The following is a 19,149-nucleotide window of genomic DNA, read 5'->3' as shown; positions in this document are numbered from 1 at the left end:
TTTTAATACACGCCTTTAAAGCGGTAACGTAATTTACGCATAAAGCGTTTATAATGAATAACACAGGTTACAGATTTAAATTTATCCGCCCATTCAGAGGGAACAGGTAAAACATCTTTTACTTGTTTTGCATAACGACTAAAAATTGTTGCTCCTAAAGATACCGCTTCTGGCATCCAAGGTTTTACATGTCCTGTACTATGATAAATTGCAATTGGCATGCTGCAATTAGTATTACCTAAAAATACCTTTACTTTATCCCATTTTGTTACACACTTACGAGTATCAGTTTGGAAATTATAACGTGCATCTACGCATATCTTACTATCGTTAAAAATATAATTAAGGATATCTTGATCCTGACAAGTAAAATTTGGAAATTTTGTAATAAAATCAGAAATATCCTCTTTTAAATTTCGCGTACGCCATATTTCTAAATTCAAAAGCATTACGCCAGCATTAAAATAAACATCCTTAGAAGATAATCCTATTGTCGTTTTATATTCTTTATTTCCAATATTAAATAAAATATCAGGTACAACCGCTAAAGCATTAGCGCCAAAATCAATATAATAAAATGAGGATAAATTCGCATTGACGATTAAATCAATATCCATATACAAGATTCTATCAAGATCAATAGGTAAATAATCAACCGCAAATAATCGAGCATAGGTTACTGGACTAATATAACTAATGGTCTTAGGTAAATTCTCAAATTGCTGAGGATCAATCTCAATAAAAGTTATTTCACTACCTTGTTTTTGACAAAACGCTTTCAGATACTTTTGAGAAGATTGAGAAATATTTAATGAAAGTACATAAAAATGGACTGATTCTTCTGGATGGTTTTTAATAATACTTAGTGCAACAACACTGAGATAAGGAACATAATTTTCATCACAATTAAAAAGGATATTCATGTTTTTTTCCACTTATAAATAATTCTGAAATTATACTGTTTTTTAATCTCAGTGTCACAATAATGAACAACGCCCCAACTTTCATAAAATTTTATGAAAATCGAGGCGTGATTTATTTTTTAACTTTTTCTTTAAAGAATATTTGCGTATTGTTCGGTGATTACTTGAGGCCATACGCTTGATTGCACTTCACCGATATGGTGTTTGTGTAATAACAACATCGCAAGGCGAGATTGTCCGATACCGCCACCAATTGAAAGAGGTAATTTACCGCTAACAAGATCTTGGTGCCATGCATATTGTAAACGGTCTTCATCACCAGTAAGAGCCAACTGAGTACGTAAAGCTTTTTCATCAACTCGAATACCCATTGATGAGATTTCAAATGCACGTTCTAAAATTGGGTTCCACACGAGAATATCGCCGTTTAATCCCTTATATTCGCCTTCTGATACGGTTGTCCAGTCATCATAGTCTGGCGCTCGAAGATCATGAGGTTTACCATCTGATAACGCACCACCAATACCAATCAAAAATACTGCACCATATTCTTTACAAATCGCATTTTCACGTTCTTTATCAGACATACCTGGAAAACGTTTTACAAGATCTTCACTTTGAATAAAGGTAATTTTTTCTGGTAAAAATGGCGTTAATTCAAATTTTTCGGCTACCGCTTGTTCCGTTTCACGCATTGCGGCGTAAATACTTTCCACTGTTTCTTTTAAATAACTTAAATCACGGCGTCCTGTCGGAATCACTTTTTCCCAATCCCATTGATCTACGAATACACTGTGTGTTTGATCAAGACTATCTTCATCTGGACGCAATGCTTTCATATGTACAAATAGCCCTTCACCTTCTTTGAAAGAAAAGCGTGCTAAAGTATGACGTTTCCATTTAGCTAAAGAATGAACCACTTCAAAAGTTGCCTCTGGAATTTGTTTTACATTAACTTGAACCGCTTTTTCTGTCCCAGAAAGATTATCTTGAATACCATTACCTACTTGACTTAGAATTGGTCCTTGTACTTCCACAAGACCTAAATGTTCCATTAATTTTTGGGTAAAAGTATTTTTAGCAAAGCTAATTTCTTGTTGTTGTAAAATAAATGATTTTTTCATATTCTTTACCTACATCTATATTTTTAGGTTGTCTTATAATTTTTAGAAATTATTTAGAAAAATGTGACACATGTCAAACATTGACATAAAGAAATACGTTATCATTTAGATAATATTTAAAATATTAAATAAATTTTAAATATTATTCATTTTTATTCATTTAAAGGAAGGGAGTAAGGGTAAAATGCTTAATCTCGATGATTTAGATAAAAAAATTTTAACTGTTTTAGTAAAAGACGCACGCACGCCTTATGCCGAAATGGCGAAAAATTTTGGCGTAAGTCCTGGTACTATCCATGTGCGAGTGGAAAAAATGCGCCAATCTGGCATTATTCAAGGCACAAAAATCAAAATTGATGCGCAACGCCTGGGGTACGATGTTTGTTGTTTCATCGGGATTATCCTAAAAAGTGCAAAAGATTATGATAAGGTGATTCAACAATTGGAGCGTATCAATGAAGTTGTAGAAGCCTATTACACTACGGGTAACTACTCTATCTTTATCAAAGTGATGACGCACACTATCGCCGAACTACATTCCGTTCTATCCTCCAAAATTCAACTAATCGAAGAAATTCAATCAACTGAAACTTTAATCTCTATGCAAAATCCAATTTTGCGAGATATTCAACCATAAATTTAATTATTAAGGAGTTCATCATGAGTGAAGTATTTCATCTAGGTTTAACTAAAGCGATGTTAGATGGCGCAAAAGTGGCTATCGTTCCTGGTGCACCTGAACGTGTAGAACGTATCGCTCGCTTACTTGATCGTCCACAAAAATTAGCAAGTACCCGTGAATTTACATCTTGGCTAGGTTATATCGAAGATAAAGCAGTAGTAGTTTGCTCAACGGGTATTGGAGGTCCATCTGTTTCTATTGCCGTAGAAGAATTAGCACAACTTGGCGTACGTACTTTCTTACGTGTCGGTACCACAGGTGCAATTCAACCAGATATCAACGTAGGTGACTTACTTGTAACGACAGGTGCTGTTCGTTTAGATGGCGCAAGTTTACACTTCGCACCGCTTTGCTATCCAGCGGTTGCGAATTTTGACTGTACTGAAGCACTTTATAAAGTGGCAAAAGAAAGTGCAACCACGCACATTGGTATCACAGCATCTTCAGATACTTTCTATCCTGGTCAAGAACGTTACGACACATACACAGGTAAAGTTTGGAAAGACTATCAAGGTCGTTTAAAACAATGGCAAGAACTTCATGTAATGAACTTTGAAATGGAAAGTGCAACCCTCTTCACTATGTGTAGTGCAATGGGATTACGCGCGGGTATGATTTCTGGCGTTATCGTAAACCGTACTCAACAAGAAATTCCTAACGAAGAAACCATTAAATCTACTGAACAAAAAGCAATTGAAGCAGTAGTAAAAGCGGTCGCTTTATTAGTGTAATAGATTCTCAAATTTGAGATATAGAAATGCCTCGTTTTTGCGAGGCATTTTTTTATATGAATCGTTAAATAAAGAATGCGTTTGGTTGAAAAAGTTTTTCCACTTCAGGCACGTATTTTTTATCATTGATATACACAATAACGTGATCGTTTTCTTGGATAGTGACTTTACGTTTCGCGATAATGACTTCACCATCACGCACAATCGCTGCAATAACCGTACCAATTGGTAATTTTAGCTCTTCTATTGAACGTCCAATCACTTGGCTGGTTGTCGGATCGCCATGTACTACAATTTCATCGGCTTCCGCTAAACCATGACGCATAGAAATCGCATTCACCACATCTCCTTTACGCACATAACTCAACATCGCTGAAACCGTGGTTTGTTGCGGAGAAATCGCAATATCAATTGTCCCGCCTTGTACAAGGTTTACATACGCCATACGTTGGATTAATACCATCGCATTTTTCGCACCTAAGCGTTTAGCTAAAAGTGCTGCCATGATATTGGTTTCATCATCACTGGTTAAACACAAAAATACATCTGTTGCTTCAATATTTTCTTCAAATAACAATGATTCATCAGATGGATCGCCTTGGAACACTAAGGTTTTAGATAAGTCTTCGGCTAATTGCATTGCACGTTTTGGATTGCGCTCAATTAATTTTACGTTACATTGATTTTCTAATTTTTTCGCCACACCAATTGCAATATTGCCGCCACCAATAATCATGATACGTTTATATGGGCGTTCTAAACGTTGCAACTCAGACATAATGGCTTTGATATTTTCAGTCGCACATACGAAAGTAATTTCATCCCCTGCTTCAACAATTGTCGAACCTTGCGGACGAATAATCTTATCATTGCGTTTAATCGCAACAATGCGTGAATCAATATGCGGTAAATGATCTTTTAATGCGGAAATCGGTGAACCGACCAACGGACCACCATAGTAAGCGCGTACCACGACAATACTGATTAAATCATTTGCTAAGTGCGAAATTTGCAATGCACCTGGATAGCTGATTAAGCGTGTAATCTCTTCAACCACTAAACGCTCAGGTGAAATAATATGATCAATTGGAATCACATTATTTTGAAAAAGCTTATCTTTTTCACGTAAATATTCTGAATTACGAATACGAGCAACCTTAACTGGCGTATTAAAAAGTGTATAAGCCACCTGACAAGCAATCATATTCACTTCATCTGAACTTGTCACGGCAACCAATAAATCGGCATCGGCTGCCCCTGCTTGACGAAGAATGGAAGGAGATGATGCCATCCCTGCCAATACTCGCAAATCATGCTTGGATTCTAAATTATCTAAGGTATTTTGATCATTATCGACAAGGGTAATGTCATTGTCTTCACCCACAAGATTTTCTGCGAGTGTTGAACCTACTTGTCCAGCACCTAAAATAATAATTTTCATAGCCTATTTACTCTCTTTGCTGTGCTTTTTCAATTTTGCATAAAAGAAACCATCACCACCGTCTGGTTGTGGTAAAAATTGTTGCCCTACGCTTTCAGCAGTTTGTCCTGCAAAAGGTAACATCACAAGTTCAGCATCAGGATGTGCTTTTAAAAAACGTTCAATTTGTTGACGATTTTCTTGTGCAAGCACAGAACAAGTTGCATAAAGCAAGGTGCCATTATCTTTTAATAATGTCCACATTGCCTCTAAAATTTTATACTGTAATGCGACAAGTTGAGGAATATCTTCAGGTTGACGTAACCATTTAATATCTGGATGACGACGAATTACCCCCGTTGCTGAACATGGCGCATCAAGGAGAATTTTATCGAACTGAGGTTTATTTTTCCACCAAGCTTGTGGATTACTCGCATCCGCGCAAATAATCTCAGCACTTTGTTTTAAGCGTGCTAAGTTTTCTCTGACGCGTTTTAAACGGTTTTCCTCCACATCCAATGCCACAACTTGTGCTTCAGGTGCCAGTTCTAGAATATGCGTTGTTTTTCCCCCTGGTGCGGCACAAGCATCTAGAATAAGCTCACCATTTTGTGGCTCTAATAAGCGCGCAGCCCATTGCGCATGCACATCTTGAACGGTTACATCCCCTTCATCAAAGTTCGGTAATTTTTGAACCCCACATGCCTCGAGTAAACGTAATGCTTGTGGATGCAGATCGGTTGCGGTTTCAATCCCATTTGCTTGCAAAGCTTGACGATAATCATCCCGTGCAATTTTTGCATTAACCCTCAACCACATTGGGGGTTTTTGATTATTCGCCTCAATAATCTCACGCCAATTTGGATAAACTGGTTTAAGCAAATTAATAAACCAATCTGGATGCATGGTGTGCCAGTGCTTATCCGCTTTTGTAAGAATTTCTTCTTTTTCACGTAAAAAACGACGCAAAACGGCATTAACCAAAGCACGCATATTATCGACTTTTAATGACTTAGTCGCATTGACGACTTCATCTACTGCCGCAAATTCTGGAACACGAGTATATAAAATTTGGTAAAGACCCACCAACAATAAACATTGCACAATGCGGGTTTTTCCTTTCAGTGGCTTATCTAAAAGATAGGTTAGAATTTTTTCTAAGCGAGGTAGCACTCGGGCAACACCAAAGGTGATTTCCTGTAATAAAGGAAAATCTTTAGCTGGCACACGATTTTGATATTCGGGTAAAAGTGCAGACAAGGACTGCCCTTGCTGCATTTTTAGTAAAATTTCTGCAGCTAAGGCGCGTACATTACACGCCTCATTTTTCGATAATTTTTTTGTATTTTTCATCACGGGACGCGATGGTTTCTTTTTACTGCTATTCATTTTTGCGTGTCCATTAAAGATTATGCAAGAATCTCGCCAACATTAAACCACGCCGCACGACCATTTAGAAAATCTTGTGCACTCATCGGTTTTTTGCCCGCAGGTTGCAATTCCAATAGATTCAACACGCCATTTGCGGTGGCAATTTGAATACCATTCTTATCTGCTTTTAAAATTTTTCCAACAGTTGCGTTTTGATGTGGCAACACTTCCGCTTTCCAAATTTTAATACTTTGCGGATTACCTTTTTCGTCCTGTGTATTTAGATATGCCATTGGCCATGGATTAAATGCACGGATATTACGTTCTAACTGGTCAGCAGAAAGTTGCCAATCTAACTTCGCTTCTTCTTTACTCAGTTTTTTTGCATGTGAAGTCTGGCTTTCATCTTGTTGTTCTGGAACAAATTTATCTGTTTCTAAGGCATCCAAAACTTCAATTAACGCAGAAGGGGCAATCTGTGCCAATTTGTCATATAGACTCCCTGACGTATCATTAGCCGTGATATCACAATACACTTTATGGAGCATATCACCAGTATCCAAACCTTCGTCCATTTGCATAATGGTAACACCAGTTTGTGCGTCTCCTGCCCAAAGGCTACGTTGGATAGGCGCTGCGCCACGCCATTTCGGTAAAATTGAACCGTGTACGTTTAGGCAACCTAAGCGTGGTGCATCTAATACGGCTTTCGGTAAAATTAATCCATACGCAACCACCACCATGACATCTGCATTCAATGCAGCAAGCTCTGCCTGCGCTTCTTCATTACGCAAAGTTTTTGGCTGGTAAACAGGAATATTATGTTCCAACGCTAGCTGTTTTACTGGGCTTGCGGTTAATTTTTTACCACGCCCTGCTGGTTTATCAGGTTGCGTATAAACGGCAATGATATTGTGATTTGTTTTTAAAAGGGCATCCAAATGCTGTGCGGCAAAATCAGGCGTACCCGCAAAAATAATATTTAATGGTTTCATAGGTGCTACGTTAAAAAATAAATAAAATGATTAAAATACAATAAATTAGCGCTATTTTTGATGGCGACTAATTTGTTTTTGTAACTTCGTTAATTTCTCTTTAATACGATTGCGTTTTAAAGGAGAAAGATAATCAGCAAAAACGATACCTTCTAGGTGATCCATTTCGTGCTGAATACAGATCGCTAATAACTCATCCGCTTCAAGTTCAAATTCTTCACCTTTACGGTTTAAAGCACGAATCTTAACTTTTTCTTTACGTGGAACAAAGCCATTAAAGCCAGGTAAAGATAAGCAACCTTCTTCAATACCCGTTTCCCCTTCTGATTCGATGATTTCAGGGTTAATTAAAACTAATTGATTTTGTTTGTCGCCTTCAATATCAATTACGATAAGACGTTTATGAAAATCTACTTGCGTTGCAGCAAGTCCGATGCCTTGTTCTTCGTACATCGTTTCAAACATATTATCAATAAATTCATCAAGTTCCGGTGTAAAATCTTCTTTTGTCATCGGAGTCGCAACCGTTTTAAGGCGCTCATCCGGATAAATTAAAACATTTAATAAAGCCATTTTCTTTTCCTAATAAAATAAAAACGTATCAACTGTACGCTAAATTCCGTCAAAAATACAATAGGTATCCCCTATTATAAACAAAAATATTGTAAAGTCTTACCTTTTAAAAAAGGAAAACTTCCGAACACATTTTATCGCTGGCTCGGAAGTTTTAAGAGTTGATTAATTTATAATGAATTAGAATTTATAGCCAATATTTAATTTAAAGTTACGTCCTGCACCGTTCATCAAACTAAAGGCTGGGCGATAACTTTGATCAAATAAGTTATCAATTGAGAAATCAATACGTAAATCTTTAAGCGTACCGTCTTTCGGTGCGTAAGTTGTATGGATTTCGGTTAAAGTGTAATGCTTAAACGGTGTACCATCACCCCAGTTGCGTTCATAAGTTGATGAAACACGGTTTTGATTGCGGTGATAAGTCACAATAGTTCCTACGTTAAACACATTTGGAATGAAGTAATAATCTGCACTGACACTTAATTTATTCGCAGGGATATTATCAAGTGGATCGCCTACATTCACGCTTTTTAAGAATAAATTATTGTGATCAGTTTCTGTTACCTTACCGTACATTTGACCATAACTCACCCCTAAACCAACATAATCATTACGATAATGTGTGCCTACTTCAAAACCAGTAATGCGTGCTTTTGGCAAGTTAACATATTCTGCCACCGCCATTTGTTCCCCAAAGGACAAGTGCGGTTCAATCATATTTTTGATGTCATTACGGAAAAATGCCGCACTCCAATCCCATTTATCTCCAGAAGTGAAAACATCTTGGAAATGGAAATTTGCATCAATTTCTTTATTACGTGCAATTTCAGGTTTTAAATGTACATTTGGATAAAGTTGGGCTGGATAAGCATCAACTTTTGGATGATGTTCTAGTATTTTATTTACCTGCGCCGTTAATTGAGGTAAACGGCTTTGTGCAATCTTCTCTGCTTGTGCTGCTGGTACGCCCTGTTTCTTCATTCCTTGAATCATGCCCTGCAACATTCCATTTATCATTTGTTGTTTAATCCCATTTTGCATAGAAATAGGATCAAGTTTTATTCCAAAGAGATAACCATTTGCAAAGCTTTCTTGTAATGATGGCGCACGGAAAGCCTCATTATATTTAATTCCTAGAGTGAAAAATTCCGCAGGTTTCCATGTCACCGCAAAGGATGGTGAATAGTGGTGATCTGTCAACTTCGGATCATTTAATTTATCTTCAGGAATAATTTGTGGAATTGGGCGCATAGATTTTGATGGTAAAATCGTTACTGATTGAAAATGACCTTCTGCCTTAGTGCGATAATGATCGTAACGAATACCTGGAGATAAAACTAAACTTTTATTGAATAATGGAACATAACCTTGTAAGAATACGCCAGTATTATCAGATTTTCCGTTATAACCACTTGGTCGATATTTAGATTCAAAAACATTCACATTTTTTTCACGAACGGTATTGATTTTATTATGTGCAAAATCCACACCGTAAGTTAAATATAACCAATCAAAATCTGATGAATTACGGATATTAAAGCCATTTGTCACATATTTCGTTTTATCGTTGACGTTATCTACTAACCAATGTTCACGCTCAACGGTATGATTACGATATAACGTAACGTGGCTATCAATATATTTAGACTCTGGATCGAAAGCATAATCTAACGTTGTATTTTGATCAGTAATAGTCTGATGACTCAATGGTGAATATTTATAATTTACCATGTGTAAACCATTACGGGCACCGTGTGCTAACTCCATAAACTGTTTAAACGTTAATCCTTTTGTCCCAACTGGTGTATCTTGTGCCAATTTACCATTTAATAAATTATTATCATTTGGTGAAGTTTGACTAATACGTACAAGGCGGTGAGAAACCGTGACGCGGTTTGCATCATCAATCTGCCAGCCTAATTTAGCTAATCCGCCTTTTTGAATATAGCCACTATTTGGCAAATGTTGTCCATCGCCTAAACGTAAATTATTAGCATGGTTATAGAATCCACCAAGTAATGCATCAAAATTATCATTTGCAGCATAAACCATTGCTGATGTTTCAGAAAGTTGGTTTGCACTGTGATAACCTTGATTCACTTTCGCACCAAAATCCTGCCCATCATCTAATAAATCCAATGCTGTTGGTGTCCGCATTGCTACCACACCACCAAGGGCACCATTACCCCACAACGTAGAGGCAGGTCCTTTAATCACTTCAACGCTTTGTACCATTGACATTGGTAAGAAATAAGAACCACGGTTTTTTAATTCAAAGTTTTGTTTAACACCATCAATAACTTGTGCTACTCGGTTACCTGTTAGCCCACGAATATCTGGTTTTTGATTAATAGCTCGATCTCCACCTTCAATACTCATATTAGGCACATTTTTTAAGGCTTGTGCGACACTTGAAGCTTGAGCTACTTGAATTTGATTGTTATCTAAAACAACTGTTTTATTCGCTTCTTTTGCATAAGTACTCGCATCCCTCAACGCAACAACTGAAATTTCATTAAGTGTCGTTGGGGTATCATCAGCCATGGCAATGGCTGGCATAGTTAAGAAAAGAGCAGTATAAATTTTAGATAACTTCATATAGTCTCCAGGTAAAACAAAACATTAATTTATCCTTGTTACAATAAAGTAATTTTATCTGAAAATATTACAGATAAAACGATATTTATTGTAATCACTTGATTTATATCAATTTCCGTTTTGATACAAATGAGAATTATACTTATTTGTAAAAAATAAGCAATATTTCTAACGATGCTTTTTTGGAAGCCTTAAAGAAAAATAAGCATTACCCTAGATATTTATTAATATTCTGTTAGAATTATTAGAATATTCACAAAATGTTCGGATGAAGGTAGCTGGAGAGTGGGGAGTACCCCACGCCGACGAGGTAAAATCTTTCAGGCGCGAATTTTCGCATTGGACTGTTACTGGACGAACCCTTGGAGAGATCCGCATAAGTTTTAAAGCGGACGCCGAAGGCGCAAAAAGACGATTTTCGTTTTTCAAACGCTCAGGCAAAAGGACAGGGGCAGGAAAAATTTTCAAAAGTATGCATATTTCACTTTATGCAATCCTTTCTTTTTTAAATTCTCTTACTGCCTTGTAAATTTTGATTCATTACGAGGACTCGAATGACTGTTACATCTTTTTTTCAAGCTATTGATAGCTTTGTATGGGGACCACCGTTATTAGTACTTCTAGCAGGAACGGGGATTTATTTCACTATCCGTTTAGGTTTTCTGCAAATTTTCCAATTACCACGTGCGCTTTACTATTTATTTAACAAAGAACCTGGCGCAACAAAGGGTGATGTGTCCGCTTTTGCTGCTTTATGTACTGCCCTTGCCGCCACGATTGGTACAGGTAATATCGTAGGGGTTGCAACTGCTATTCAAGCAGGGGGGCCAGGCGCATTATTTTGGATGTGGATCGTTGCCTTATTTGGTATGGCAACCAAATATGCAGAGTGTTTATTAGCTCTAAAATATCGTATCCGTGATAAACAAGGCTTTATGGCTGGCGGTCCAATGTATTACATTGAGCGTGGGCTTGGTCTACCATGGCTTGCAAAGGCGTTTGCTATTTTTGGTATTTTGGTGGCTTTTTTCGGAATTGGTACTTTCCCTCAAGTAAATGCCATTACGCATGCTATGCATGATACATTCCATGTTCCTGTTATTATTTCTGCGATTGTTATCACCGTTTTAGTCGCCATGATTATTCTCGGAGGGGTAAAACGTATTGCCACAGTATCCTCTGTCATCGTACCTTTCATGGCAATTTTCTATGTAGGTACAGCGATTACGATTATTGTTCTTAACTGGCGTGCCTTACCCGCTGCAATTTCACTAATCATTAAATGTGCATTTGAACCACAAGCTGTCCTAGGCGGTGCATTAGGCTACACCGTACTTCGAGCCATTCAATCTGGCGTATCTCGTGGTATTTTTTCAAATGAATCAGGACTAGGTTCTGCGCCAATTGCAGCAGCAGCGGCTGAAACTAAAGAGCCAGCACGCCAAGGCTTAATTTCAATGACAGGTACATTCCTTGATACCATTGTTGTTTGCTCAATGACAGGTATTGTGCTTATCCTTACAGGGGCTTGGAATACGGGCTTACATGGTGTTGAAGTCACTAACTACGCATTTAGCCACGGTTTAGGACATGCGTTTGGTGCAAGTATTGTGACTATCGGTTTACTTTTCTTCGCATTCACCACTATCTTAGGTTGGTGCTACTATGGTGAACGTTGTTTCGTTTATCTTGCGGGTATTAAAGGCATCAAAGTTTATCGTAGTATTTTTATCATCCTTGTCGGCGCAGGTGCATTTTTAAAACTTGATCTTATTTGGATATTAGCTGATATCGTGAATGGGTTAATGGCAATTCCAAATTTAATTGCACTTGTTGGTTTACGCAAAGTCGTTGTAAAAGAAACGCAAGATTTCTTTGCCCGCATTGCGGAACAAGAAAAAAATAAGGAACAAGAGTTAGCTATTGATTAATTTTCAATGAGGAAAAAGTTTTTTATTTTTCCTCTTGAAATAGTCAAAAATCGGGTTTATTTTAAAGATGAATTTGAAATGATAATCAACATAGAAGGAGAATATCATGAAAGTTGATATCACCAGTAAACAAATGGAAATCACTCCTGCCATCCGCCAATACGTTGAATCTCGTCTTGAAAAACTCGAAAAATGGCAAACTCCGTTAATTAATCCTCATTTCATTCTACATAAAGATCCACAAGGTTTTTCTGTTGATGCTAATATTGGCACTGTTCACGGTGAACTCGTTGCCCATGCAGAAGCGAAAGATATGTATGAAGCCATTAATTTAGTAGAGGAAAAACTCGCTCGCCAATTGAATAAGGCTCAACATAAAAGTGAATCTTTCCGTAAAGAAGAACGTTTAAAAGATGAATTTGAAGGTAAAAACCCTTTCTAATTTTATAAGCGTTTCATAGATATTATTCGCTGTACCCGCAGGAATTGCGGGTATTTTTATAGCATTTAAAACACGCCCCGATTTTCTAAAAAATTTATGGAAAATCGGGGCGTGATATTATTTATTTTACAAATCCTAAAGCGTGTTCTAAAACCTCAACACCTGCGCCCACTTTATACGCATTTTCACTTAAGTGGCGACGATATTGTTTCGCTCCTTTGCAACCTTGAAATGCACCTAATAAACTGTTTGTCATATGATTTAGTTTCACACCTTGTGATAACTGTTCCTCAACATAAGGTAACATTTTCTCGATCGCCTCTAGCGGAGTAACAATCGGTGCACTTTCATCAAATAACATATGATCAACATAACCTAAAATAGATGGGTTTTGGTAAGCCTCTCGCCCCACCATCACGCCATCAACATGTTGAAGATGTTGCTTCATTTCATCTAATGTTTTAATGCCACCATTAATCGCAATCCAAAGATGTGGAAAATCACGTTTCAATTGGTAAACACGTTCATAATCTAATGGTGGAATATCACGATTTTCTTTAGGACTTAAACCAGACAGCCAAGCTTTGCGAGCATGTACAATAAATTCCTCACAGCCTGCTTGTGCCACTTTTTCAATAAAATCTGTCAAAAATGGGTAACTATCAAGATCATCAATCCCAATTCGCGTTTTCACGGTAACAGGAATCCTCACCTCAGCTTTCATCGCCGCAATACAATCTGCAACAAGAGGGGCATTCCCCATTAAGCACGCACCAAATGCGCCATTTTGTACACGATCAGATGGACAACCAACATTGAGGTTAATTTCATCATAACCTCGTTCCTCCGCTAATTTTGCACATTGTGCTAATGCTTTCGGATCACTTCCTCCTAGTTGAAGAGCAACAGGATGTTCTGCTTCTGAGAAAAGGAGATGATCATATTTTGCGTGCATAATGGCACCCGTTGTTACCATTTCGGTATATAGCAACGCATGTTGACTAAACTGACGATGAAAATAACGACAATGTCTTGTCGTCCAATCAAGCATAGGGGCGACAGAAAATCGCCCTCGGTAAAATTGTTGTGTCATAAAAGAAAATTATGCCTTTTGTTGAGCTTCGTTATTATTTTTAAGTTCACTTTCTTCTTTAGCAAGTTCTTGTACACGTTGGCGGAATCGTCCCGCTGCAAAATGATAGAAAGGTTTTGGATTAAATTGGCGGGAAATAATTGATGCGCCAATACTGCAAAGTAACATCCAGAATAGAACAGGTTGACTACCTGTCATTTCCATTACTACGACACTTGCTGTAACAGGTGATTGTGTTGCGCCTGCCAAGAAAGCTGCCATACAAATAAGCACAAGTAAACGTTGATCAATGATGCCGCCAGTTAAAGACCAAATTTGCATCCCAATCCCCGCACCTGTTGTTAAACAAGGAGTAAAAATACCACCTGCAACGCCTGACCAATAAGTTCCTACTGTTGCAAGTAATTTCCAGATACCTAAATTTTCAGCCACGGAGTTGCCATCTAATGCCTGAGCGACGACGCCGTAACCTGTACCATAGGTTTGACCTTGTGCAACAGTACCAATTGCAGCCAAAAGAAGCCCTAATCCAAATGCAACCATAACAGGATGGCGACGCAACCAACCTCGAATACGTGCTGGAGAAAGTGCTACAACACCTTTCGCAAGTAATTTAGCAAATAATCCACCTAATACACCGCAGATCACACCACAGCCAGCTACCCACAAAATAAAATAAGGTACATCGACCGCCCCATGATAATGTGGGAAATAAGGGTTATTCCCTGCAATAGCAATTAAGATAAAACCACACGCAAGAACACCAAGTAAAATTTTACGTTCCCAACGTAAAGCTACGCCACGTCCTAATTCTTCAATCGCAAACATTACCCCTGCTAGAGGTGCATTAAATGCAGCGGCTAAACCGCCTGCAGCCCCTGTTGCAATTAATTCATTTGCGGTTAAACCTGAAAAAGCCAGACCATGACGGCGACAGAAGTTTCCCCATGCCAACATAACCGCAGCCCCAACTTGTACAGATGGACCTTCACGACCCACAGAACCACCAATTATCATTGCGAGAAATGTAAGTGGAATTTTCCATAATGTTTGCCAAAATCTGACTAAATAACCTTTATACGGACCATGTGGCAGATTAATTGAAGCGATAACCTGCGGAATACCACTTCCTGATACGAAAGGGGCATATTTGCGTGTAAACCATGCCAAAATCGCTAAACCTATTGGTAAAACGACCCAAACTGCACGTGGATATTTAGCAACCCAAGAATGATTTAATGCTAATCCCCAGTTAGCCAATTGAGCGAATCCGAAAGAAACGAGCGCAACGAGCGCTGCCCCAATAAGTAAACAAGTAAACTCCACGCTTTTATGGGATATTCGATGACTTTGACGTTTTTTCTTGCGGACGTATTGACGAAATTTTGGTGAAAATATTCTCATGTTATAAACGAATTTAATTTTTAATATAAAAACTATAAGCTTCTATCTTGTTAGATAGAAGCTTATCCTGTCATTAGATATGTTTTAGTTCTTTAACATTTGATGCGGCATTTGCTGGCACCATATTTTTTAAATTATCTTCTCGAAGTTGACGTGCAAGTTGAGGTTCGCCATTTTGTTCGAAGGCAAATACAGCCATTGCGACATCATTTTCTTGCATTTCAGCTTTATCTTTCAATAATTCGCTAAACATATGACTTGCTTTCGCATAGTCACCCGCACGAACGTAAAGATAAGCTAAACTACGGTGAAGATCATCTTTAAAGGTATTCGCATGCGGTAATTGTTTTTCTAAAACACGCTGTAATTTGGAACTTTCAATATCTTTTAAACGAATAATTTGCTGTTGTAGTGTTTGGTATAACGCTTTTCCTTCTGATTCGGTTGTTTTGGCTGCATCTAAAATCAGGTTATATGCATTTTCTTGATCACCGTTATCTAACAATCGTTTAGCCATCCCCACTTTCATTTCATATCGACCACGACGTTGACGGCTTTGATCTTTCCACCAGGCAAGGAGTCCTTTTACCCCACCCTCTTTTAATTTTTCGTCTAACAAACCATTTTCAACTTCCTGTTCAAGCGCATCATACGTTTTACTATCATACATGCCAGAACGTTCTACTTGATCTAAAATTCGGTCAAGCGCCGCATATGCGTGGTCATGTTGGTAAATTTCAATTGCCAATGACAAAATTTCTGGATTGTTGTGGCTAATTTTTAAAAGTCCTTCAACAGTAGAACGTGCTTCTTCCCATTTTTGTTGGGCAATTAAAATCTTAATACGTGCAATTTCTACTAATAAATTGTTCTCGCCTGTAATCCCTGTAGCCTCTTTAAGATAACGATTAGCAGACAAGTCATCACCCGCTTTTTGGGCAGCTTGTGCCGCCTTAATCAAATTCAGAACAGGCTCATCAGAATACATCGCATTGCTACCAATTAAACGTTGTGCCTTACGATAATTCCCTTCACCAAATGCCATTAAACCTTCTAGGGTTTGGCGTTGAGCTTTACTACGTTTACGGCGTGAAAACCAAGTATAAGATGAACGACTTAATCGGAAAAAACGAGATAAAACCCATTCAATAATATAAACTGCCGCTAAACTCGCTACGAATAAAATCACGAGCATAGTAATTGATAATTCATAACGATAATTTGCAGTTTCAATTAAAACATAGCCTTGCTTGCCTGCAATATAAGGAGCACCCAAAATTCCAGCAAGTAAAAGCAACATAAGGAATAATACTTTAAACATTGCTTAACTCCTTATAAATTTGTCGCCTGTGGATTAGCCGAATCTAACAGTTTATTCATCAAATTCATGCTAGTTAATGTCGTTGGTAAATCCATTGCAACATTTTCATCTTGTAATTTTTGAACTGTCGCTAAGAATTGTTTAACCACGGGTTCTTTCATATCAAAATAGTGTTTTGTCCAATCTGCTACAAGTTGTAAAGATTGTTTATAAACCCCTTCTTGATGGCGTTCTACTGCAATTGTTGCAATTTGCAAACGTAAACGCAGATTTTCACGCAAGTAGATTTCTTGACGTGGGGTTAATAATTCCTGACTGTGCGAATTTCTTGGAGTAACACGGATAAATTTATCCATAAACGAACCAATAGACTTTTTAATATTCTCTTTCCAATCTTTCACTGAATGGCTTAATTGGTTGTCATCCTCATGACGTAAACTTAATGGCATCAAATCTGATACTTCGGCAGTTAAATCAGAAAGACTTGCCATAATTTTATTTTCATCAACAACTTTAACCGCCATCAATGTACGTAAATCTTGAGCAATCGCAGCACGTACCGAGAGCGCACTTGGGTCATCAATTTGTGCAAGCGTACGATCTGCAGCATGTAATAACGCAATAGTTGATGGCACATCATCACTAATGACTAATTTTTGATACGCGTTATTTAACAAATAATTTGCTTCTGCCAATTTCCACGCTTTAGGATGCGTATCTTTCATTCCTGAATTTAAGCGATTAATTTGAATTTGTAATGCGTTAATTGCTTGATTCTTAATCTGAAGTTCATCATTCAAATTCGCTATTTTATCTTGCAATGTTTCATCATTTTTTTGTAAATCTTGCACAGTATTAGTGACTGTGTTCAATTGCTTAGATAAAGGAGATCCGTCTTGTAACTTTTGAGAAATCTGTGCAATCTGTGTCGTTAATTGATTAATTTGGCTATCAGATTGTTGATCATTTTGCTGAATAAAATAATAGCCTCCAGCCCCAATGCCTAAGCTCAACAAAATTGCTAAAATTGCTAATGCCGTACCACTTCCTTTTTTTGTTTTTTGCTTTGATTTTTGATCCGGTACGCCACGATTTTCGTCATTTTTTTTCATTTTTTCTGCTTGTGGTTTCGCTTTAGCAGCCGTATCCGCTGGTGCTATCACATTTTTATCCGCTTTATTATCTTGCGGGGAATTATTTTCTTTCGACATTAGAATTCTCCTCTAGGAATGAAGAAATTAGGTAGGCATAATTTACAATATTAAACTGTGGTTATCCTAGCATTTATCCATATGAATGTCAGTTTTCTCTTTAGGCTTTTATGAAGTTTTTCTTGTGCTTTATGCCGACAAGGGTACAATCTTTCCTTTTTTAGATGAAAGATAAACTATGTTAGATATTGTATTATACGAGCCAGAAATTCCTCAAAATACTGGGAACATCATTCGCCTTTGCGCCAATACAGGATTTAGACTTCATCTCATCGAGCCGCTTGGCTTCCGTTGGGATGATAAAAAATTGCGTCGTAGCGGTTTGGATTACCATGAATACGCAGACATTAAACATTACAAAAACTATGCTGAATTTCTAGAACTCGCCCAACCAAAACGCATTTTTGCCATGACAACAAAAGGGCTCCCCTCTCCAAGTCAGGTCCATTTCCAAGCGGGTGACTTTTTAATGTTTGGTCCTGAAACACGTGGTATTCCAAAGGAAATCTTAGATACGTTTCCTATTGAGCAAAAACTACGTATTCCAATGATAGCAAATAGTCGTAGTATGAATTTATCTAACTCCGTTGCTGTGGCAGTTTATGAAGCATGGCGACAACTTGGCTTTAATGATGCCGTCAACTATGATCCAAATTTTAATACGGAGGCTTAATGACAACAGATTTTCGATTAAACTATCAAAAGACTCACTTTTTAATTAGTGCGCCCAATATTAAATCTATGCCACCTGAACAAGGAATTGAAGTCGCATTTGTTGGGCGTTCTAACGCGGGTAAATCGACTGCATTAAATGCGTTAACTAAACAAAAAAACTTAGCCCGTACCTCAAAAACACCAGGACGTACTCAACTTATCAACGTATTTGAAGTTGAACCCGATTGTAAACTTGTCGATCTTCCTGGATATGGCTATGCTGCCGTGCCTGAAAAAATGAAGATCCAATGGCAACGATCTTTAGGTGAATATTTACAAGAACGTGAATGTTTAAAAGGGATCGTCGTGTTAATGGATATTCGCCACCCATTAAAGGATCTCGATCAACAGATGATCGAATGGGCAGTAATGGCAAATAAATCTGTTCTTCTATTACTCACAAAAGCAGATAAATTAAGCCAAGGCGCACGCATTAAACAAGTTAAAATGGTTCGCGAGGCGATTTTACCGTTCCAAGGGGACATTGAAGTAGAAGCTTTCTCTGGTACCAATAAAATCGGGATTGATAAACTTTCTGCTAAACTCAACAGTTGGTTTTCACCTGTGACTGCCTATTTAGCAGAAAAAGAATAATAAATTCAAATGGATATTG

At 37.6% G+C, this 19,149-nt stretch carries 17 protein-coding genes and 2 riboswitches; of the genes, 6 read left to right on the top strand and 11 right to left on the bottom strand.

Annotated elements, in window-relative coordinates; translation table 11 throughout:
- Positions 1-2: 2 nt before the first annotated feature.
- Both EL259_RS04680 and asnA read right to left on the bottom strand, forming a co-directional pair.
- A complete protein-coding gene (locus EL259_RS04680) occupies positions 3-923 on the bottom strand; it encodes a glycosyltransferase family 8 protein (RefSeq protein ID WP_126599465.1) in 921 nt (306 codons plus the stop codon).
- 131 nt (positions 924-1,054) lie between these two features.
- Positions 1,055-2,047: an aspartate--ammonia ligase gene (gene asnA / locus EL259_RS04675; protein ID WP_126599464.1), complete on the bottom strand. Its 993-nt coding sequence runs from the start codon at positions 2,045-2,047 to the stop codon at positions 1,055-1,057.
- A 184-nt stretch (positions 2,048-2,231) separates the two neighbouring features.
- On the opposite strand from asnA, the gene asnC reads away from it, so the two are divergent.
- Complete coding sequence (gene asnC, locus EL259_RS04670) at positions 2,232-2,684, top strand: transcriptional regulator AsnC (protein ID WP_126599461.1); 453 nt, start codon at positions 2,232-2,234, stop codon at positions 2,682-2,684.
- Positions 2,685-2,707: 23 nt separating this feature from the next.
- On the top strand, positions 2,708-3,460 hold the full coding sequence (udp, locus tag EL259_RS04665) for a uridine phosphorylase (RefSeq protein WP_126599460.1): 753 nt from the start codon (positions 2,708-2,710) through the stop codon (positions 3,458-3,460).
- Positions 3,461-3,524: 64 nt separating this feature from the next.
- Here the strand turns inward: udp and trkA are convergent, their stop codons facing one another.
- The 5 genes from trkA to EL259_RS04640 form a co-directional block, all read right to left on the bottom strand.
- Positions 3,525-4,901, bottom strand: coding sequence for a Trk system potassium transporter TrkA (gene trkA, locus EL259_RS04660; protein ID WP_126599458.1), 1,377 nt, complete (start codon positions 4,899-4,901; stop codon positions 3,525-3,527).
- Positions 4,902-4,904: 3 nt separating this feature from the next.
- The gene (gene rsmB, locus EL259_RS04655) at positions 4,905-6,233 is read right to left on the bottom strand and encodes a 16S rRNA (cytosine(967)-C(5))-methyltransferase RsmB (RefSeq protein WP_232019019.1); all 1,329 of its coding nucleotides are present in this window, start codon (positions 6,231-6,233) and stop codon (positions 4,905-4,907) included.
- Positions 6,234-6,289: 56 nt separating this feature from the next.
- Positions 6,290-7,246, bottom strand: a complete 957-nt coding sequence (fmt, locus tag EL259_RS04650) for a methionyl-tRNA formyltransferase (protein WP_126599454.1) — start codon at positions 7,244-7,246, stop codon at positions 6,290-6,292.
- A 51-nt stretch (positions 7,247-7,297) separates the two neighbouring features.
- Positions 7,298-7,819, bottom strand: coding sequence for a peptide deformylase (def, locus tag EL259_RS04645; RefSeq protein ID WP_126599452.1), 522 nt, complete (start codon positions 7,817-7,819; stop codon positions 7,298-7,300).
- 180 nt (positions 7,820-7,999) lie between these two features.
- Entirely contained in the window at positions 8,000-10,420 is a 2,421-nt protein-coding gene (locus EL259_RS04640) for a TonB-dependent receptor domain-containing protein (protein ID WP_126599450.1), read from the bottom strand.
- Positions 10,421-10,688: 268 nt separating this feature from the next.
- A riboswitch (glycine riboswitch) is annotated at positions 10,689-10,777 on the top strand.
- A 2-nt stretch (positions 10,778-10,779) separates the two neighbouring features.
- Positions 10,780-10,872, top strand: a riboswitch (glycine riboswitch).
- A gap of 102 nt (positions 10,873-10,974) precedes the next feature.
- Here EL259_RS04640 and EL259_RS04635 point away from each other — a divergent pair.
- Together EL259_RS04635 and hpf are read left to right on the top strand one after the other, a co-directional pair.
- Positions 10,975-12,351: an alanine/glycine:cation symporter family protein gene (locus EL259_RS04635; protein ID WP_126599448.1), complete on the top strand. Its 1,377-nt coding sequence runs from the start codon at positions 10,975-10,977 to the stop codon at positions 12,349-12,351.
- A gap of 106 nt (positions 12,352-12,457) precedes the next feature.
- The gene (gene hpf, locus EL259_RS04630) at positions 12,458-12,793 is read left to right on the top strand and encodes a ribosome hibernation-promoting factor, HPF/YfiA family (RefSeq protein WP_126599446.1); all 336 of its coding nucleotides are present in this window, start codon (positions 12,458-12,460) and stop codon (positions 12,791-12,793) included.
- A gap of 121 nt (positions 12,794-12,914) precedes the next feature.
- On the opposite strand, the gene dusA is transcribed toward hpf, so the two are convergent.
- From dusA to EL259_RS04610, 4 genes are all read right to left on the bottom strand, one after another.
- Positions 12,915-13,886 (bottom strand): tRNA dihydrouridine(20/20a) synthase DusA, encoded by a 972-nt coding sequence (gene dusA / locus EL259_RS04625; RefSeq protein WP_126599444.1) that lies wholly within the window; start codon positions 13,884-13,886, stop codon positions 12,915-12,917.
- Between the two features lie 9 nt (positions 13,887-13,895).
- Positions 13,896-15,290, bottom strand: a complete 1,395-nt coding sequence (locus EL259_RS04620) for a chloride channel protein (protein WP_126599442.1) — start codon at positions 15,288-15,290, stop codon at positions 13,896-13,898.
- A 73-nt stretch (positions 15,291-15,363) separates the two neighbouring features.
- Positions 15,364-16,611 (bottom strand): heme biosynthesis HemY N-terminal domain-containing protein, encoded by a 1,248-nt coding sequence (locus tag EL259_RS04615; protein ID WP_126599440.1) that lies wholly within the window; start codon positions 16,609-16,611, stop codon positions 15,364-15,366.
- Between the two features lie 11 nt (positions 16,612-16,622).
- The gene (locus EL259_RS04610) at positions 16,623-17,822 is read right to left on the bottom strand and encodes a uroporphyrinogen-III C-methyltransferase (protein WP_126599438.1); all 1,200 of its coding nucleotides are present in this window, start codon (positions 17,820-17,822) and stop codon (positions 16,623-16,625) included.
- A 178-nt stretch (positions 17,823-18,000) separates the two neighbouring features.
- Between EL259_RS04610 and trmL the strand changes: the two genes are divergently transcribed.
- Both trmL and yihA read left to right on the top strand, forming a co-directional pair.
- The gene (trmL, locus tag EL259_RS04605; RefSeq protein WP_126599436.1) at positions 18,001-18,495 is read left to right on the top strand and encodes a tRNA (uridine(34)/cytosine(34)/5-carboxymethylaminomethyluridine(34)-2'-O)-methyltransferase TrmL; all 495 of its coding nucleotides are present in this window, start codon (positions 18,001-18,003) and stop codon (positions 18,493-18,495) included.
- A complete protein-coding gene (yihA, locus tag EL259_RS04600; RefSeq protein WP_126599434.1) occupies positions 18,495-19,130 on the top strand; it encodes a ribosome biogenesis GTP-binding protein YihA/YsxC in 636 nt (211 codons plus the stop codon). The genes trmL and yihA overlap by 1 nt, the downstream gene beginning before the upstream one ends.
- The last annotated feature ends 19 nt before the right edge of the window (positions 19,131-19,149 follow it).

Origin of the sequence: Actinobacillus delphinicola, assembly GCF_900638385.1 — a bacterium.
GTDB lineage: Bacteria > Pseudomonadota > Gammaproteobacteria > Enterobacterales > Pasteurellaceae > Actinobacillus_C > Actinobacillus_C delphinicola.
Note: the sequence above shows the minus strand (reverse complement) of the source record. Positions and strands in the feature narration are given on the sequence as shown.

Bases quoted from the DNA above. Each gene is read 5' to 3' on its own strand.
- EL259_RS04680 (WP_126599465.1), bottom strand. From the start codon at position 923: ATGAATATCCTTTTTAATTGTGATGAAAATTATGTTCCTTATCTCAGT.
- asnA (WP_126599464.1), bottom strand. From the start codon at position 2,047: ATGAAAAAATCATTTATTTTACAACAACAAGAAATTAGCTTTGCTAAA.
- asnC (WP_126599461.1), top strand. From the start codon at position 2,232: ATGCTTAATCTCGATGATTTAGATAAAAAAATTTTAACTGTTTTAGTA.
- udp (WP_126599460.1), top strand. From the start codon at position 2,708: ATGAGTGAAGTATTTCATCTAGGTTTAACTAAAGCGATGTTAGATGGC.
- trkA (WP_126599458.1), bottom strand. From the start codon at position 4,901: ATGAAAATTATTATTTTAGGTGCTGGACAAGTAGGTTCAACACTCGCA.
- rsmB (WP_232019019.1), bottom strand. From the start codon at position 6,233: ATGAAAAATACAAAAAAATTATCGAAAAATGAGGCGTGTAATGTACGC.
- fmt (WP_126599454.1), bottom strand. From the start codon at position 7,246: ATGAAACCATTAAATATTATTTTTGCGGGTACGCCTGATTTTGCCGCA.
- def (WP_126599452.1), bottom strand. From the start codon at position 7,819: ATGGCTTTATTAAATGTTTTAATTTATCCGGATGAGCGCCTTAAAACG.
- EL259_RS04640 (WP_126599450.1), bottom strand. From the start codon at position 10,420: ATGAAGTTATCTAAAATTTATACTGCTCTTTTCTTAACTATGCCAGCC.
- EL259_RS04635 (WP_126599448.1), top strand. From the start codon at position 10,975: ATGACTGTTACATCTTTTTTTCAAGCTATTGATAGCTTTGTATGGGGA.
- hpf (WP_126599446.1), top strand. From the start codon at position 12,458: ATGAAAGTTGATATCACCAGTAAACAAATGGAAATCACTCCTGCCATC.
- dusA (WP_126599444.1), bottom strand. From the start codon at position 13,886: ATGACACAACAATTTTACCGAGGGCGATTTTCTGTCGCCCCTATGCTT.
- EL259_RS04620 (WP_126599442.1), bottom strand. From the start codon at position 15,290: ATGAGAATATTTTCACCAAAATTTCGTCAATACGTCCGCAAGAAAAAA.
- EL259_RS04615 (WP_126599440.1), bottom strand. From the start codon at position 16,611: ATGTTTAAAGTATTATTCCTTATGTTGCTTTTACTTGCTGGAATTTTG.
- EL259_RS04610 (WP_126599438.1), bottom strand. From the start codon at position 17,822: ATGTCGAAAGAAAATAATTCCCCGCAAGATAATAAAGCGGATAAAAAT.
- trmL (WP_126599436.1), top strand. From the start codon at position 18,001: ATGTTAGATATTGTATTATACGAGCCAGAAATTCCTCAAAATACTGGG.
- yihA (WP_126599434.1), top strand. From the start codon at position 18,495: ATGACAACAGATTTTCGATTAAACTATCAAAAGACTCACTTTTTAATT.